The sequence below is a fragment of the Actinomadura violacea genome (assembly GCF_017573465.1).
Taxonomy (GTDB): domain Bacteria; phylum Actinomycetota; class Actinomycetes; order Streptosporangiales; family Streptosporangiaceae; genus Spirillospora; species Spirillospora violacea.
The window spans coordinates 318,172-332,012 of sequence record NZ_JAGEPF010000009.1 but is presented as its reverse complement, the minus strand read 5'-3'; the positions used below and the strand labels follow the sequence as shown (position 1 = coordinate 332,012).

Annotated in this window: 16 protein-coding genes; 8 read left to right on the top strand and 8 right to left on the bottom strand. The window is 75.4% G+C overall.

Features of this window, described 5'->3' with window-relative positions; translation table 11 throughout:
• Nucleotides 1–98: 98 nt before the first annotated feature.
• Nucleotides 99–1,256: a sensor histidine kinase gene (locus tag J4709_RS55590; RefSeq protein WP_208241529.1), complete on the top strand. Its 1,158-nt coding sequence runs from the start codon at nucleotides 99–101 to the stop codon at nucleotides 1,254–1,256.
• Complete coding sequence (locus J4709_RS16405; RefSeq protein WP_208241527.1) at nucleotides 1,244–1,906, top strand: response regulator transcription factor; 663 nt, start codon at nucleotides 1,244–1,246, stop codon at nucleotides 1,904–1,906. Before J4709_RS55590 ends, J4709_RS16405 begins: the two co-directional genes overlap by 13 nt.
• A 7-nt stretch (nucleotides 1,907–1,913) precedes the next feature.
• On the opposite strand, the gene J4709_RS16400 is transcribed toward J4709_RS16405, so the two are convergent.
• From J4709_RS16400 to J4709_RS16390, 3 genes are read right to left on the bottom strand one after another with little or no spacing between them, the layout of a single operon-like run.
• The gene (locus tag J4709_RS16400) at nucleotides 1,914–2,345 is read right to left on the bottom strand and encodes a DUF3995 domain-containing protein (RefSeq protein ID WP_208241525.1); all 432 of its coding nucleotides are present in this window, start codon (nucleotides 2,343–2,345) and stop codon (nucleotides 1,914–1,916) included.
• A 46-nt stretch (nucleotides 2,346–2,391) separates the two neighbouring features.
• A complete protein-coding gene (locus tag J4709_RS16395; protein WP_208241523.1) occupies nucleotides 2,392–2,850 on the bottom strand; it encodes a hypothetical protein in 459 nt (152 codons plus the stop codon).
• A complete protein-coding gene (locus J4709_RS16390; RefSeq protein WP_208241521.1) occupies nucleotides 2,847–3,359 on the bottom strand; it encodes an RNA polymerase sigma factor in 513 nt (170 codons plus the stop codon). Before J4709_RS16390 ends, J4709_RS16395 begins: the two co-directional genes overlap by 4 nt.
• A gap of 44 nt (nucleotides 3,360–3,403) precedes the next feature.
• Here J4709_RS16390 and J4709_RS16385 point away from each other — a divergent pair, with 44 nt between their 5' ends.
• The 4 genes from J4709_RS16385 to J4709_RS16370 all read left to right on the top strand — a co-directional run bounded on the left by J4709_RS16385 (nucleotide 3,404) and on the right by J4709_RS16370 (nucleotide 6,148).
• A complete protein-coding gene (locus J4709_RS16385; protein ID WP_173099154.1) occupies nucleotides 3,404–3,625 on the top strand; it encodes a hypothetical protein in 222 nt (73 codons plus the stop codon).
• Nucleotides 3,626–3,648: 23 nt separating this feature from the next.
• The gene (locus tag J4709_RS16380; RefSeq protein WP_208241520.1) at nucleotides 3,649–4,503 is read left to right on the top strand and encodes an oxidoreductase; all 855 of its coding nucleotides are present in this window, start codon (nucleotides 3,649–3,651) and stop codon (nucleotides 4,501–4,503) included.
• Between the two features lie 108 nt (nucleotides 4,504–4,611).
• Entirely contained in the window at nucleotides 4,612–5,214 is a 603-nt protein-coding gene (locus J4709_RS16375) for an RNA polymerase sigma factor (protein ID WP_307801293.1), read from the top strand.
• Nucleotides 5,207–6,148, top strand: coding sequence for a CU044_5270 family protein (locus J4709_RS16370; protein WP_208241519.1), 942 nt, complete (start codon nucleotides 5,207–5,209; stop codon nucleotides 6,146–6,148). Before J4709_RS16375 ends, J4709_RS16370 begins: the two co-directional genes overlap by 8 nt.
• Nucleotides 6,149–6,178: 30 nt before the next feature.
• On the opposite strand, the gene J4709_RS16365 is transcribed toward J4709_RS16370, so the two are convergent.
• The 3 genes from J4709_RS16365 to J4709_RS16355 form a co-directional block, all read right to left on the bottom strand.
• Nucleotides 6,179–6,772, bottom strand: a complete 594-nt coding sequence (locus J4709_RS16365) for a pyridoxamine 5'-phosphate oxidase family protein (RefSeq protein ID WP_208241518.1) — start codon at nucleotides 6,770–6,772, stop codon at nucleotides 6,179–6,181.
• A gap of 33 nt (nucleotides 6,773–6,805) precedes the next feature.
• Nucleotides 6,806–7,648 (bottom strand): helix-turn-helix domain-containing protein, encoded by an 843-nt coding sequence (locus J4709_RS16360; RefSeq protein WP_208241517.1) that lies wholly within the window; start codon nucleotides 7,646–7,648, stop codon nucleotides 6,806–6,808.
• 61 nt (nucleotides 7,649–7,709) lie between these two features.
• Nucleotides 7,710–8,588 (bottom strand): alpha/beta fold hydrolase, encoded by an 879-nt coding sequence (locus J4709_RS16355; protein WP_208241516.1) that lies wholly within the window; start codon nucleotides 8,586–8,588, stop codon nucleotides 7,710–7,712.
• A gap of 70 nt (nucleotides 8,589–8,658) precedes the next feature.
• Here J4709_RS16355 and J4709_RS16350 point away from each other — a divergent pair, with 70 nt between their 5' ends.
• On the top strand, nucleotides 8,659–9,345 hold the full coding sequence (locus J4709_RS16350; RefSeq protein ID WP_208241515.1) for a glycerophosphodiester phosphodiesterase: 687 nt from the start codon (nucleotides 8,659–8,661) through the stop codon (nucleotides 9,343–9,345).
• Nucleotides 9,346–9,462: 117 nt separating this feature from the next.
• Here J4709_RS16350 and J4709_RS16345 read toward each other — a convergent pair whose 3' ends face one another.
• Nucleotides 9,463–10,905 carry a DEAD/DEAH box helicase gene (locus J4709_RS16345; protein WP_307801292.1) on the bottom strand — a complete coding sequence of 481 codons (1,443 nt, stop codon included), beginning with the start codon at nucleotides 10,903–10,905 and terminating at the stop codon, nucleotides 9,463–9,465.
• Nucleotides 10,906–11,476: 571 nt separating this feature from the next.
• Here J4709_RS16345 and J4709_RS53345 point away from each other — a divergent pair.
• A complete protein-coding gene (locus J4709_RS53345; RefSeq protein ID WP_307801291.1) occupies nucleotides 11,477–13,351 on the top strand; it encodes a serine/threonine-protein kinase in 1,875 nt (624 codons plus the stop codon).
• Nucleotides 13,352–13,405: 54 nt separating this feature from the next.
• On the opposite strand, the gene J4709_RS16335 is transcribed toward J4709_RS53345, so the two are convergent.
• On the bottom strand, nucleotides 13,406–13,702 hold the full coding sequence (locus J4709_RS16335; protein WP_173099176.1) for a GlsB/YeaQ/YmgE family stress response membrane protein: 297 nt from the start codon (nucleotides 13,700–13,702) through the stop codon (nucleotides 13,406–13,408).
• Between the last annotated feature and the right edge of the window lie 139 nt (nucleotides 13,703–13,841).

Below are 13,841 nucleotides of genomic sequence, written 5' to 3'. Positions count from 1 at the left end.
GCATCGGGCGCGGGGCTGCGGCGAGTCCGTCCGCCGGCCGGGGCCACCCCCTACTTCGGTAGGTGTCGCGGCGCGCGGGCCCGTCTTACGCTGACCCCGTGAACAGCGAGAACGCCTGCGAGGTGGAGCAGCGCGACCCGCGGCTCGCCGCCGGTGCGGCCGGGGTGATCGCCACGGTGGGGGCGCTCGGCGCGCTGACGGTGTGGGGCCGGTCCGGCGGGCCGCCGGGGGCGCTCGCCGTCGACATCGCCGCCGGGGCGCTCGCCTGCGTGCTGGCGCCGCTCGTCCTGTGGCGGCCGGTGGCGGGCACGCTCGTGCTGAGCGTGCTGGCCGCGCTGTCCCCGGCGGCGACGCCCGCGGCGACGTTCGGCGCGCTGCACGTCGCGCAGCGGCGCCGGTTCCCGGTCGCGCTGGCCGTTGGCGCGGCGGGCGTCGCCGGGCACGCGGTGCAGGGGCTGTGGCGGCCCGAGGGCGGCATCACCTACGGCTGGTGGCTGCTGGTCGTCGCCCTGGCCTACGGCGCGCTGGTCGGCTGGGGCGCGCTCGCACAGGCGCGCCGCGCGCTGCTCGCGTCGCTGCGCGAACGGGCCCGCCGCGCCGAGGCCGAGCAGGGGCGGCGCGTCGCCGAGGCCCGGATGCTGGAGCGCACCCGCATGGCCCGCGAGATGCACGACGTCCTCGCCCACCGGCTGTCGCTGCTGGCCACCTACGCGGGCGCGCTGGAGTACCGTCCGGACGCGCCGCCGGAGAAGCTCGCGCAGGCCGCCGGGGTCGTGCGCGCCGGGGTGCACCAGGCCCTCGACGAGCTGCGCGAGGTGATCGGCGTGCTGCGCGACGAGGACGCCCGCGACGACGACCGCCCCCAGCCCGTCCTCACCGACCTGCCGGCGCTCGTCGCCGAGTCCCGCGACGCGGGCGGCAGCGTGCAGCTGCGCGACGAGGTGGTCGAGCCCGCCGCGCTGCCCGCCGCCGCCGGGCGCACCGCGTACCGGGTCGTCCAGGAGGGGCTGACGAACGCCCGCAAGCACGCGGCCGGCCGCCCGGTGCGGGTGGCGGTCGAGGGGCGCCCCGGCAGCCGGCTGGTGATCGACATCCGGAACCCGCTGGCGCCGGACGGCGCCGTCCCGCTCGCCCCCGGCACCGGGACGGGCCTGGTCGGGCTGACCGAGCGGGTGCAGCTCGCGGGCGGCCGGCTGGACCACGAGATCGCCGCGGGGGAGTTCCGGCTGCGCGCCTGGCTACCATGGCCGGCGTGAACCGCCCCCTGCGCGTGCTGATCGTCGACGACGACGCCCTCGTCCGCGCCGGCCTGTCGATGATGCTGGACGGCGTGCACGGGATCTCGGTCGCCGGGGAGGCGGCGGACGGCGCCGAGGTGCCGGAGGCCGCGGACCGGCACGCGCCCGACGTCGTCCTGATGGACCTGCGGATGCCGCGCGTCGACGGCATCACCGCCACCCGGGCGCTGCGCGGCCGCGACCCCGCGCCCGAGGTCATCGTCCTGACCACGTTCGACACCGACGAGAACATCCTGCACGCGCTGCGCGCCGGGGCGAGCGGCTTCCTGCTGAAGGACACCCCGCCCGCGCAGATCGTCGAGGCGGTCCGGCGGGTGGCGGCCGGCGAGCCGATCCTGTCGCCGCGGATCACCCGCCGCCTGATGGACCGGGCCGCCACCCAGGCCGGCGCCTACGAGCGCGCCCGCGCCGCGCTCGGCCGGCTCAGCCCGCGCGAGAACGACGTGGTCGCCGCGATCGCGGCGGGCCGGTCGAACGCCGAGATCGGCGCCGCGCTGTTCATGAGCGTGGCGACCGTCAAGGCGCATGTTTCGAGCATCCTCACCAAGCTGGACCTCGACAACCGCACCCAGATCGCGCTGCTCGCCCACGACGCCGGCCTCACCTGAACCGGCGTCAGGCGGCGGCCACGCGCAGGGTCGCGGCCGTCAGCAGGAGGCACAGCGGTGTGTAGACGGCCAGGTTGAGCTTGTAGAAGGCCGAATCGCGGCTGGCGCCGACGCCGAGCGCCCAGACGACGCCGGCACCCGCGCGCAGCGCGACGCCCCCGGCGACGGCGATGCTCCCGGCCGCCGTCAGCCACCCGGGCAGGCCGGGGAGGATCAGGCCGGCCCGCGCCAGCACGGCCGCCGCGCCGACCGCCAGGACGGCGACGAGCGGCGCCAGCACCCGGGGAGCGAACGGGACGTCGGCGTTCAGCAGGCCGCGGGACAGGGCGGTGACGTCGCGCGCGGGCCAGGTGCGTCCGGTCATCCAGTACACGTGCAGGAGGGCGTCCAGGGCGAGGACCGTCGCGGCCAGGACGGCCGCCAGTTCGTAGATGTGCATGCCTGGAAGAGGACGCGACGCCCCCGTATCACTCCAGTGATCCGCGTCACTCCTCCGGCGTGAACCGCCTGACGAACCGGCGCAGCACGACGGGACCGAGCGCCCGGCGCAGCACCGGCCCCGCGAAGCGCATGCCCGGGACGCGGAACCCGGCCATGTAGGCGAAGCGCGTCGCGTCCCCGTCCCGTACCGCCGCCATGCCGAACACCAGGAAACGGCTCTGCATCAGGCACCAGCCGGGGCGCAGCACCATGTCGAAGCGCGCGCGCAGACCGGAACGGCCCCGCACCAGCGCGCGCATCCGCTCGCCCTCCCGTTCGGTGACGCGCAGGGACCGGACGTCCGGCACCAGGCCGGGGAACCCGCCCTCCGGGTCGCCCAGCACCGCCCACACGTCCTCGAACGCCGCCGGCAGGACCGCCTCCTCCAGCAGGACGCCGGGGAGCGCGGCGGCCAGCGCGCGCAGCCGGCGCACCTCGTCCAGCTCTCCGAGCGGCCACGTCACGGCGGGCTCCCTTCGTCGCGCCAGCTCAGCCGGAAGCGCGCCCGCGCCCGGAACAGCCGGGACCGGACCGTCCCCGTCGGCACCCGCAGCATCCGCGCCGCGGTCTCCTCGTCCAGCCCCTCCAGGTCGCGCAGCACCAGCACGGCGCGCTGCTCGGGCGGCAGCCGGTCGAGCACGTCGCGGACGTCGGCGGCCAGCGACGGGTCGCCGGGCGCGGGCAGATCCGCCGGCTCCGCCGGGACCGCCCGCGCCGACTGCCGGGCGGCCCGGACCGCCTCCCGGACGGCGATGACCCGCACCCACCCGAGGAGCGCGGCGGGGTCGCGCAGCGTCTTCAGGCCGCGCATGACCGCGATGAGCGTCTCCTGCGCGGCGTCCGGCGCGTCCTGCAGCGCGATCGGCCCGCAGAGCCGCCGGACGTACGGGGCGAGCGCGTCGAGCACCTCGTCCAGCGCCATCAGGTCGCCGCGTTGCGCACGCCTCACGACGTCGGGATCGGGCGCGCTCACCGGCCCGACACTACCCCCGAATGCCTCGATAGTATGTTCGAGTCGTGCATGTCCCGTTCCTGTGCCCCCGCGGCCACCGCCTCGTCCCCGGCCGCGTCATCGTCGGCTGGTCGCCCTGCGTCTGCCCGCCCTGCGGCGGCCGCGCCCGCGGCCTGCGCGGCCACCGCACCTACCTGTGCCTCGACTGCAAGGACGAGCACGTCACCACCAAGTGCTACCTGCCGTACCACGTCCCCGCGCAGGGCACCGCGTACCGCTGGCCGTGACGCCGGAGGCTAGGCTGACGATCATGACCGGACGATGGGCGCTGGGCGGCGACCTCGACGTCGCCAGGATCGGGTACGGCGCGATGCGGCTGTCGGGCTGGCCGGGCGGCCCGCGCCCCGACCGCTACACCGCCCTCGCCGTGCTGCACCGCGCCGTCGAACTCGGCGTGAACCACCTCGACACCTCGAACTACTACTCCCACGACGGGGTGTCGGCCAACGAGCTGATCCGCGAGGCACTGCACCCCTACCCGGACGACCTGGTGATCGTCACCAAGGTCGGCGCGCTCGTCGAGGGCTCCGACGTCCATCTGCCGGCCGAGGAGCACACCGGCCTCACCCCGTCCGGCCTGCGCCGCGCCGTCGAGGCGAACCTCCGCACCCTCGGCCTGGACCGCCTCGACGTCGTGAACCTGCGCATGGGCGTCTTCGGGACGTCCGAGGAGTCCCTCGCCGCGCCCCTGGAGACCCTGGCCGCGCTCCGCGACGAGGGCCTGATCCGCCACCTCGGCGTCTCCAACGTCACATCCGCCCAGGTCGCCGAGGCCCGCGCGATCGCGCCGATCGCCTGCGTCCAGAACGAGTACAACGTCTCCCTGCGCGCCGACGACCCGCTCGTGGACGCCTGCGCCGGAGCCGGCATCGCCTACGTCCCGTTCTCCCCGGTCGGCGGCTTCCAGCCGCTCACCGCCGACCACCTCGACACCGTCGCCGCCCGGCACGGCGCGACCGTCCCGCAGGTCGCCCTCGCCTGGCTGCTGGCCCGCTCCCCGAACATCCTCCTCATCCCCGGCACCGGCTCCCCGGCCCACCTGGAGGAGAACCTCGCCGCGGCCGGCCTCCACCTCACCCCCGAGGACCTCGCCGACCTCGCCTGACGCCTTCCGCGGGAACCCGGGAGCGGCCTCCAAGGGATAACCGGTGTAGACACCGCGAACCATGGGAGGCCCCCCGATGACAGAGCCGCCGACGCGACCGGCCGCGTGGTGATCGGTATCCGGGCGCGGCCGGGCCCCGCGGCGGGGACGGCGCGGGGCGACGCCGAGCCGATCCGCAGGTCCCTCGCGGAACCGGAGGCGTTCACCGCCCTGTACGACCGGCACGCGCCGGCGATCCACCGGTACGTCGCGCGCCGCCTCGGACCCGACGCCGCCGACGACCTGATGGCCGAGACGTTCCTGATCGCCTTCCGCAAGCGGGCCCGCTACGACCTGGCCCGCGCCGACGCCCGGCCCTGGCTGTACGGGATCGCGACCCGGCTCGTCGCGCGGCACCGCAAGGCCGAGACGGCCCGCTACCTGCTGCTGGAACGGCTCGGCGGCGAGACGGCGGCCGACCCCGTCGACAGCGAGGCGCGGGTGAGCGCGCAGGCGCTGCGCGGCCCGCTCGCCCGCGCGCTCGCCGGCCTGCCCGCGATCTACCGGGAACCGCTGCTCCTGGTCGCCTGGGCCGACCTGAGCTACGAGGAGGTGGCCGCGGCGCTGGAGATCCCCGTGGGCACCGTCCGGTCCCGGCTGTCGCGCGGCCGCGCCCGGCTCCGCGCGGCGCTCGGCGGCGCCGACCCCACCGAGGAGGACATCGATGGATGAGATGGCGATGCTGCGCGCGGCCGGGCCGGACGTCGCGCCGCCCACGGACGCCGCCCTGCAAGCGGGACGCGACCGGCTCACCGCCGCCGCGCGCCCCGCCCGCCGCCGGCGGCCGCGCCTCCCGAAACCGGCGGCCATGGGCCTGCTCGCCGGGGCCGCCGCGGTGGCCGGCGCCGCCGCGATCACGATCGCGCAGGTCGTCGCGCCGGACGGCCACGGGTCCGCCACGGCCGCCGCCGCCGAGGTGCTGCGCGACGCCGCGGCCACCGCCCGCAGCGCGCCGCCGGTCAGGACGGGCGCGTACAGCTACACCAGGGAACTGGTCGTCGGCACGGGCACCGGGCCGGACACCAGGCAGTGCGCGGAGACCTGGTTCCGGCGGGACGGCTCCCTGGCGGCGGGCGAGGGATACCCGGAGCGGGCCGGTGGCCGCTGCGATCCCAAGGACCACCCGAAGGGCCCCCCGCTGCCCGCGGACGGCGCCGACGACCACCGCCCGCACGCCGACGTCCGCACCCTGCCGGTCGACCCGGCCGCGCTCCGCGGGCGGCTGTACTCCGACGCCGCCCACGACCGGGGCCAGAACCCGGGCGACGGGGGCTCCCGCGACGAGCGCGTCTTCGACCGCATCGGGCGCCTGCTGCGCATGACGCTCCCGCCCGAGCTGCGGGCGGCGCTGTTCGAGACGCTCGCGACGATCCCCGGCGTCGACGTCGCCCGCGGCGAGAAGGACGCTCTCGGACGGACGGGGATCGCGCTGGCCCGGCCCTTCGGCGATGCGCGGTTCCCGGGCCGCGTGGAGATCATCCTGGCCCCCGGCACGTACCGCTACCTCGGCGCCAAGGCGGTGCAGGACATGGGGGACGGATCCGAGACCGACCTCTCGGCCCTGCTGGTCACGGCCGTCGTCCCCCGGCCCCTCCAACGCCCGTGAGCCCCCGCCCGGCCCGCCGGCCGGGCGGGGTCACGCGCTCGGCGGGAGCGGCGGCAGCGGGAGGGGCAGGCCCGGCAGGCCATCGATGCTGGTCGCGACGTGCTCCTTCTTGTGGAAGTACGCGTCGAGCGACTCGTCGTCCTCCCGCGCGAACCGCGACGCGTGCAGCGGGCGGTCCTCCTCGTACGTCATGAACGGGACCGCGTACCCGCAGGTGTCGCGGATCTTCTCGGCCCTGACGACGATGATCGCGCGCAGCCCGTGCACGGTCACGTCGATGTCCGGGAAATGCCGCATCAGCCCGTCCCAGCGCGGGTCGTCCCGGAACACCGGCTCGCCCCGCCCGTGCACCCGCACGATGTTCGGCGGACCCTCGAACGCGCACCACATCAGCGTGATCCGGCCGTTCTCCCGCAGGTGGGCGATCGTCTCGGCGTTGCTCCCGGCGAAGTCGAGGTAGGCCAGCGTCAGCTCGTCGAGCACCGCGAACGACCCGGTCAGCCCCTTCGGCGACAGGTTGACGGTCCCGTCCCCGTCCAGCGGCGCCGTCGCGGTGAAGAAGATGCGCTGCGCCTCGATGAACGCCCGCAACCTGCCCTCAATACGCTCATAACTCTTCCCCATCCCCCGAGTATGACGGCGCCGAGTGCCGTCCTCTCAGCCGAGTTCGGCGAGGGTGGTGCGGGTCTCTTCGAGGAGGGTGCGGGAAGGGGCGGGGGGCAGGGCCTTTTCCTCGACGAGTTTCCAGGTGTCCCACAGGTCGGCCTGGGCGGCGTCGATGCCGAGGGCGGTGTGGACGAGGGAGATGCGCTCCGTGACGCCGGGGAACTCCAGGACGTCGAAGGCGCCGTGCAGGCCCGGGTAGGCGCCGATGCCCATGGGGACGACGCGGACGGTCGTGCGGGCGCCGGCGGCGAGGTCGAGCAGGTGCGCGACCTGGGCGTGCAGGACGTCCGGGCGGGGGCCGGAGTAGTCGAGCATGTAGCCGTCGATGATCACGTCGAGGGTGCGGGGCTCGCCGCCGGCGCGGTGCTCCTGGCGGTTGCGGAGCAGGTCCCACTCCTCGTCGGGATCCACGCCCGGGGCGCGGTGCCCGAAGACCATGCGGGCGTACTCCTCGCACCAGACCAGCTCCGGCATCCGGGCGATGCCGAACGTGTGGACGTACGGGGACTCCGACTCGACGGTGTAGATGTCGCGGACGAGGGCCTTCAGCCGGCCGACGTGCCGCGCCAGCCACGGCGGACCGGCGGGACGGCCCGCGAGGTCGACCAGGACCGCGCGGACCCGGTCGGGCGCGCCGTAGGCGTCGAGCATCGCGCCGACCTGCTCGGGGGTGGCGTCGCCGAAGCCCGTCTCGACGCGGGCGAGCCAGTCGGCGTCGCGGCCGAGCAGGGCGGCCGCGTCGGGGTAGGACAGCTCGAGGAGCTCCCGGATCTTCCGCAGCTGCTGCCCGAGGCTGCGCGCGTTGATGTTCGGGGCTCGGTAATCCACCGGCATGCCCCCAGGGTAGGAGCAGGCCGGTTCCGGTGCGTGCCTTTTCCGTCGCCGAACGTGACCGTCACTTCAGGGTGTGCTCGGCCTGGTTCCAGAAGTCGCTGAGGGCGGCCGCGGTCGTCTCCGGCGCCTCCCAGGCGGGGGAGTGCGCCGCGCTCGGGATCACGACCCGGGCCGCGTTCAGCCGCTCCGCCATCTCCGCCTGGACGCGCGGGTCCCACACGTCGTCGTCCTCGCCGTACAGGACGAGGGTGCGCAGACCCGTGTCGCCGCAGTGCTTGGCGAGCTCGTCGACGCGGTCGGGCGCGGTGAGGATCTCGCGGGACATCCCGATCAGGCCCGCCTCGGAGTTGCCGAGCGTCCGGTCCTTCAGGAACGCCAGGATCTCCTCCTGGACGCCGCCCGCGACATAGTCGGGCTCCAGGCCGATGCTCCAGATCGCGGCCATCCCCAGCTCGGGGATCGCGTCCTTCAGCGCGCGCGCCTTGTCGGCGGAGTTCCCCGTGACGGCGGACGGCCCGGAGCTCATCAGCGTCAGCGACGCCGGGCGCTCCGGCCCCGCCAGCACCGCCTCCCGCGCCACCAGCCCGCCGAACGAGTGCCCGACCAGGTGCACCGGGTCGGGGCCGAGCGCCTCCAGCAGGCCGGCGAGGTCGTCGCCGAGGGCCGCGCGGCCGTAGGCGTCCGGGTCGTCCGGCCCCGGCGTCTGGTGCTGCCCGCGCATGTCGATCGCGACGACGCGGCGGCCGGACGAGGCGAGCGTCGGCAGCATCGCGAGGAAGTCCTCCTTGCTGCCGGTCAGGCCCGGCACGAGGAGGGCGGGACACCGCTCGGGCACCCGCGACCCCGGGAGCGCCTCCAGCGCGGCGAAGGGGCCGCGGGACGTCTCGACGGTCGTCCGGCTCACGCCGGGGGGCAGGGTCAGGAACCGGGGCGTACTCACGGAGTGCCACCATACCAACCGGGCATCCGCCGGCCACCGCCGCGAAACCCCGCGGTGGTAGCGTCGCAGCGTGCGAGCGAAGCCGGCGGTCTCGGCGCATCGACGGGACGAGGCGGGCCTGGACGGCCTGCGGGACGCGGTCGGATCGGGGGCCGAGTACGTCGAGATCGACGTCCGGCGCACCGGGGACGGACGGCTCGTCGTCCACCACGACCGGGAGATCGGCGGGGTGCCGCTGGCGCGGCTGTCCTACCGGCGGGCCAGGGAGCTGTCGCCGCGCCCGCTGCCGCTGGTCGACGAGGCCATGGAGATCATCGCCACGGCGGGCGCGCAGGGCCACCTGGACCTGAAGGAGCGCGGCTGCGAGCACGAGACCGTCGCGCTCGCGATCGAGGCGTTCGGGCCGGGCCGGTTCGTCGTGACGACCCGCGAGGTGTCCTCGCTGGTAGAGATCAAGAGGACGTTCCCGCGGACCCGGACGGCCCTGTCGGTGGGCCGCAACCTGTGGGAACCGGGCGTCGCGCGGGATCTGGCGCCGCTGCGGCAGATCCGCCGCGCCGGCGCCGACATGGTCGCGCTGAACCACCGGCTCGCCCGGGTCGGGGTGCTGCGCCAGTGCGGCCGCGCCGGGATCCCCGCGATGATCTGGACGGTCAACGCGGAGCCGCTGATGCGCCGCTTCCTCGGCGACCCCCGCGTCGCGGTCCTGGTCACCGACCATCCGACGACCGCCCTCGGCATGCGGGACGGTGCTTGATCGCGATCGCGACGTCTGAGGCCTGCGGCGCTTCCCCCTGACCGGCCGCTTTGCGCGGCCGGAGACGGACAACCGCGAGAGCACGGGGCGGGCCGTGTCTCGCGGTCGGCGTGGTCGTCAGGCCGTCTGGGTGGCCTCGGTGTCGGCGGCGGGCTTGCCGGCGCGGGTGCGGCGCCGGGTGCGGCTCCGCTTGCGCTCGGTGGCGACGGCGTCGACGACGTTGTCGGCGGCGGGCGCCTCGGCGGCCGCGGCCTCGCCGCTCTCGGTCGCCTTGCCCTCGACCGGCTTGCCCCCGCGGGTGCGGGTCCGGGCGCGCTTGCGGCGGCGGGGGCGCGGACGCTCCCGCTCCTGGTCGTCGCGGCGCGCGGTGCTGCGCGCCTTGCCCGTCTCGCCGATGTCCTCCAGCTCCTCGGCGTCCAGCCCGGCGCGCTCGTGGCGCTGCTCCTTGGGCAGGGTGCCCTTCGTGCCCTCGGGGATGCCGAGCGCCGCGAAGAAGTGCGGGGACGTGGAGTAGGTCTCCTCGGGCGCCGCGAACGGCAGGTCGAGGGTGCTGTTGATCAGCTTCCACCGGGTGAGGTCGGACCAGTCGATCAGCGTGACCGACACGCCCTCCTTGCCCGCCCGGCCGGTGCGGCCGATGCGGTGCACGTAGGTGTCCGCGCTGTCGGGGCACTCGTAGTTGACGACGTGCGTGACGTCGTCGACGTCGAGGCCACGGGCGGCCACGTCGGTGGCGACCAGCACGCCGATCTTGCCGCTGCGGAACGCGCGCAGCGCCCGCTCGCGCTGGCTCTGCCCGAGGTCGCCGTGCACGGCGGCGGCGTCGAAGCCGCGCTGGACCAGGTCGGCGGCGACCCGGTCGCAGGCCCGCTTGGTCTGGCAGAAGATCATCGTCAGCCCGCGGCCCTCGGCCTGCAGCAGCCGCGCCAGCATCTCCGGCTTGTCCATCTGGTGGGCCTGGAAGACGTGCTGGACGACCTGCGGCGTCGTCTCGGACTCGGCGTGCGCCTCGGCCCGCACGTTGGTCGGCCGGGTCAGGTAGCGGCGCGACAGCGCGACGATCTCGCCCGGCATGGTCGCCGAGAACATCATCGTCTGCCGCTGCGCGGGGATCCGGTCGATGATCCGCTCGATGTCGGGCAGGAACCCGAGGTCGAGCATGCGGTCGGCCTCGTCCAGCACCAGCACGCCGACCTGCGAGAGGTCCAGGTGCTTCTGCTTGACCAGGTCGAGCAGCCGTCCGGGGGTGCCGACGACGACGTCGACGCCCTCGCGGAGCGCGTCGATCTGCGGCTCGTAGGCGCGGCCGCCGTACACCGACAGCACGCGGGTGCCGAGCTTGCCGCCGGCGACCAGCAGGTCGTCGGTGACCTGCAGGGCCAGCTCGCGGGTCGGGGCGACGACGAGCGCCTGCGGCTTCTTGCCGCCGTGCTCGATGCGCTGGAGCAGGGCCGCGCCGAACGCCAGCGTCTTGCCGGTGCCGGTCCGGGCCTGCCCGATGATGTCGTGGCCGCCCAGCGCGATCGGCAGGGCGAGCTCCTGGATGGGGAACGCTTCCACGATGCCCTCGGCTTGCAGGGCATCTGCTATCTCGGGGACGACCCCGAGTTCACGAAAGGTAGTCAGGGCTTTCAGCCTCCAATATGCGGGGTCCTCGCTCCCCGGTGCGGCGCGGCTCGGCGCCCACGTCGGCCGGATGCCGGTGGGCGGGCCCGTCAGGGGCGCTCTCGATCGAGGTCACAGTGGCCGCCGGCAGGTCTTCGCCGTCCTGGCGCGCCCGCCGATCGCTTCCTGTGGCCGCGCGCTCGCGCGGGAGGGACCAGCCGTCAATCAAAATTTCTCGGCGACCGCAGTCAGGGGTTGAAAGCAGTCACTCGCTGTGGCTGCGTGCGGTCACACTCCGCCACGCAGTGTACCGACCGTCAGTTGCATACACCAATAGCCGATCACTGGACCCAACGTTTCCGCGTTTTCGTCTATTCCATCCCCGCCCGCCAGCGCCGATCCGCAGCGTGGAACGGGCCCGGACGGACCGCCGCGCGCCGCCGCCCCCGCGGCCACATCCGGACACCGGCGGCCGCGGACGATCACCGGTTGCCGGGGCGGCGCGCCGTGCCGCAGATTGTGGGGCGTGACCGAACCGTCCGCCGCCGCCGAACCGTCCGCCGCGCCATCATCCGCCGCAGAGCCGCCGCCATGGCGCGTCGAGGGCTTCACCGAGGTGCGGGAGCTGGGCTCCGGCGCGCAGGGCCGGGTGGTGCTGGCGCGGCACGCCGCGGTCGGCGCGCCCGTCGCGATCAAGTACCTGGTCCGCCGGGACGGCGACGGCGAGGCGATCGAGCGGCTGCGCGCCGAGGCGGTGATGCTCGGGCGGGTGGACGATCCGCACGTCGTCCGGCTCTACCGGTTCGTCAGCGCCGCGCGCGGGGCCGCGCTGGTGATGGAGGCCGTGGACGGGGTGTCGCTCCGGCGGATCCTGGCCGAGCACGGCGCGCTGGAGCCGGAGGCGGCGCTCACCGTGCTGAAAGGCTCGCTGCGCGGGCTCGCGGCGGCCCACGCGGCGGGCGTGGTGCACCGCGACTACAAGCCCGCCAACGTCGTCGTCCGGGCGGACGGGCTGAGCAAGCTGATCGACTTCGGGGTCGCGACCGTCACCGGGGACGGCGCCGGGGCCGGGACGCCCGCCTACATGGCGCCCGAGCAGTGGGAGCGGCGGCCCGCCTCGCCGGCCACCGACGTGTACGCCGCGACCTGCGTGTTCTTCGAGTGCGTGACCGGTGCGCGGCCGTTCTCCGGGGACCTGGCGGCGCTCATGGGCGGCCATCTGCGCGGCGACGTCCCGGTCGACCGGGTCCCCGAGGGGCTGCGCGACCTGCTCGCGCGGGGAATGGCCAAGTCCCCGGACGAGCGGCCGCCGGGCGCCGCCGCGTTCGCCGCCGAGCTGGAGGCGGCGGCCGCCGCGGCGTACGGGCCCGGCTGGGAGAGCCGGGGCGTGCGCGCCCTCGCGGGTGCGGCGGTGGCGTTCGCGGCCCTGTTCCCGCTGGCCGCGGCGGGGCTGGCGCCGGTGGCCGGTGGCGCCGCGGCGGGCGGTGCCGCGGCGGGCGGAGCGGCCGCGGCCGGTGGAGGCGCGGGCGCCGGTGCGGCGGCCGGCGGCGGGCTGTTCGCGGCGGCCGGAGCCAAGGCCGCGCTGGCGGTGGCCGCGGCGGCGGCGGTCGCCGCGGGTGGCGCCGGCGTGTACGCGGCGAACTCCGGGACCAAGCCGCGGCCCTCGCCGCAGGCGCTGCACGTCCGGCCCGTCTCGTTCACCCGGACGACCGACCACCCCACGACGCACGTGACGGCGAAGTACCCCCAGGTCAGCGGGCTTCCGGCGGCGCTCCAGGCGAAGGTCAACGCGGTGATCAGGGAGCCCGCCGAGACCTGGTCGCGGACGGCAGGCCCGGACATGTCCGCCTTCACCGGCCCCAGCGACCCGCCCAAGCCCTTCACCGGCGATGTGCGGTACGACATCGGGCTCTCCGGCCCGAAACTGCTCTCCGTCCGGTACAGCTTCGACGGGACGGTCCTGAACCGGAACTCCGCGCTGGTCCAGGTCGTGACGGTCGATCTCGGGACGGGGCGCGCCGTCCCCGTCCAGGACATGTTCCGCGCCGACGCGCTCACCACCGCCGCCACCCATGCCTTCACGCGACTGCTCACCGACTACGGCCCGGGAGGCGGCTCGCTGTGCGAGGGCCCGTTCTGGAACCCGGACCAGCGGCGCTACGCCGCCGTCCCGCCGGACGCCGAAGACGTCAGCCCCGGCCTGATCAGGGACGGCTCGGTGCACGCGATGCCGACGCGCAAGGGCGTCGACTTCTACCTGCCGCTGTCGCGGATGGGCTACAGCATGGCGTGCGGACGGGAGTACCGGGCGTTCAGCGTCCCGTACCGGCGCCTCGGCCGGTACCTCCGGCCGGACGTCTTCCGCGCGGCCGGGGCGCCCGTCCCCGCGCCGTCCCCCTGACCCGGGCACGGGACGGCCCCCGCCGGGACGGGCGGGGGCCGGTCGCCGATCAGGTCAGAAGGTGCGGCTGCGGCGCCGGCCGCGCCAGCCGCCGCGCCGCCACCCGCCGCCGCGGGTGTTCGCCGAGGTGAGCCCGGCGACGCAGAGCGCGGCGATCACGAGCGCGAAGACGAACGCGATGATCGAGCCGGCGCCGAGCGCGCTGGCGATCACCCCGCCGACGATCGCGCCGACGATGCCCACCCCGATCGTCAGGAGGATCCCGATCGGGTTGCGGCCGGGAACGAGGAGCCGTGCCAGGGCCCCGATGACGGCACCGACGATGATGAACCAGAGGATCGTCGAGAGCATGTCAGATCAGTCCATTCCGTTTCGGTGGGCCCGCAGTCACTCCCGGGCCCGTGGTCGCAGACCGGTATGCCCGTTCTGCCGGAATGAAACAAAGACCTGGTCAAGCGGGGTACGGTCGCGGCAAAGCCACGCCGCGCCC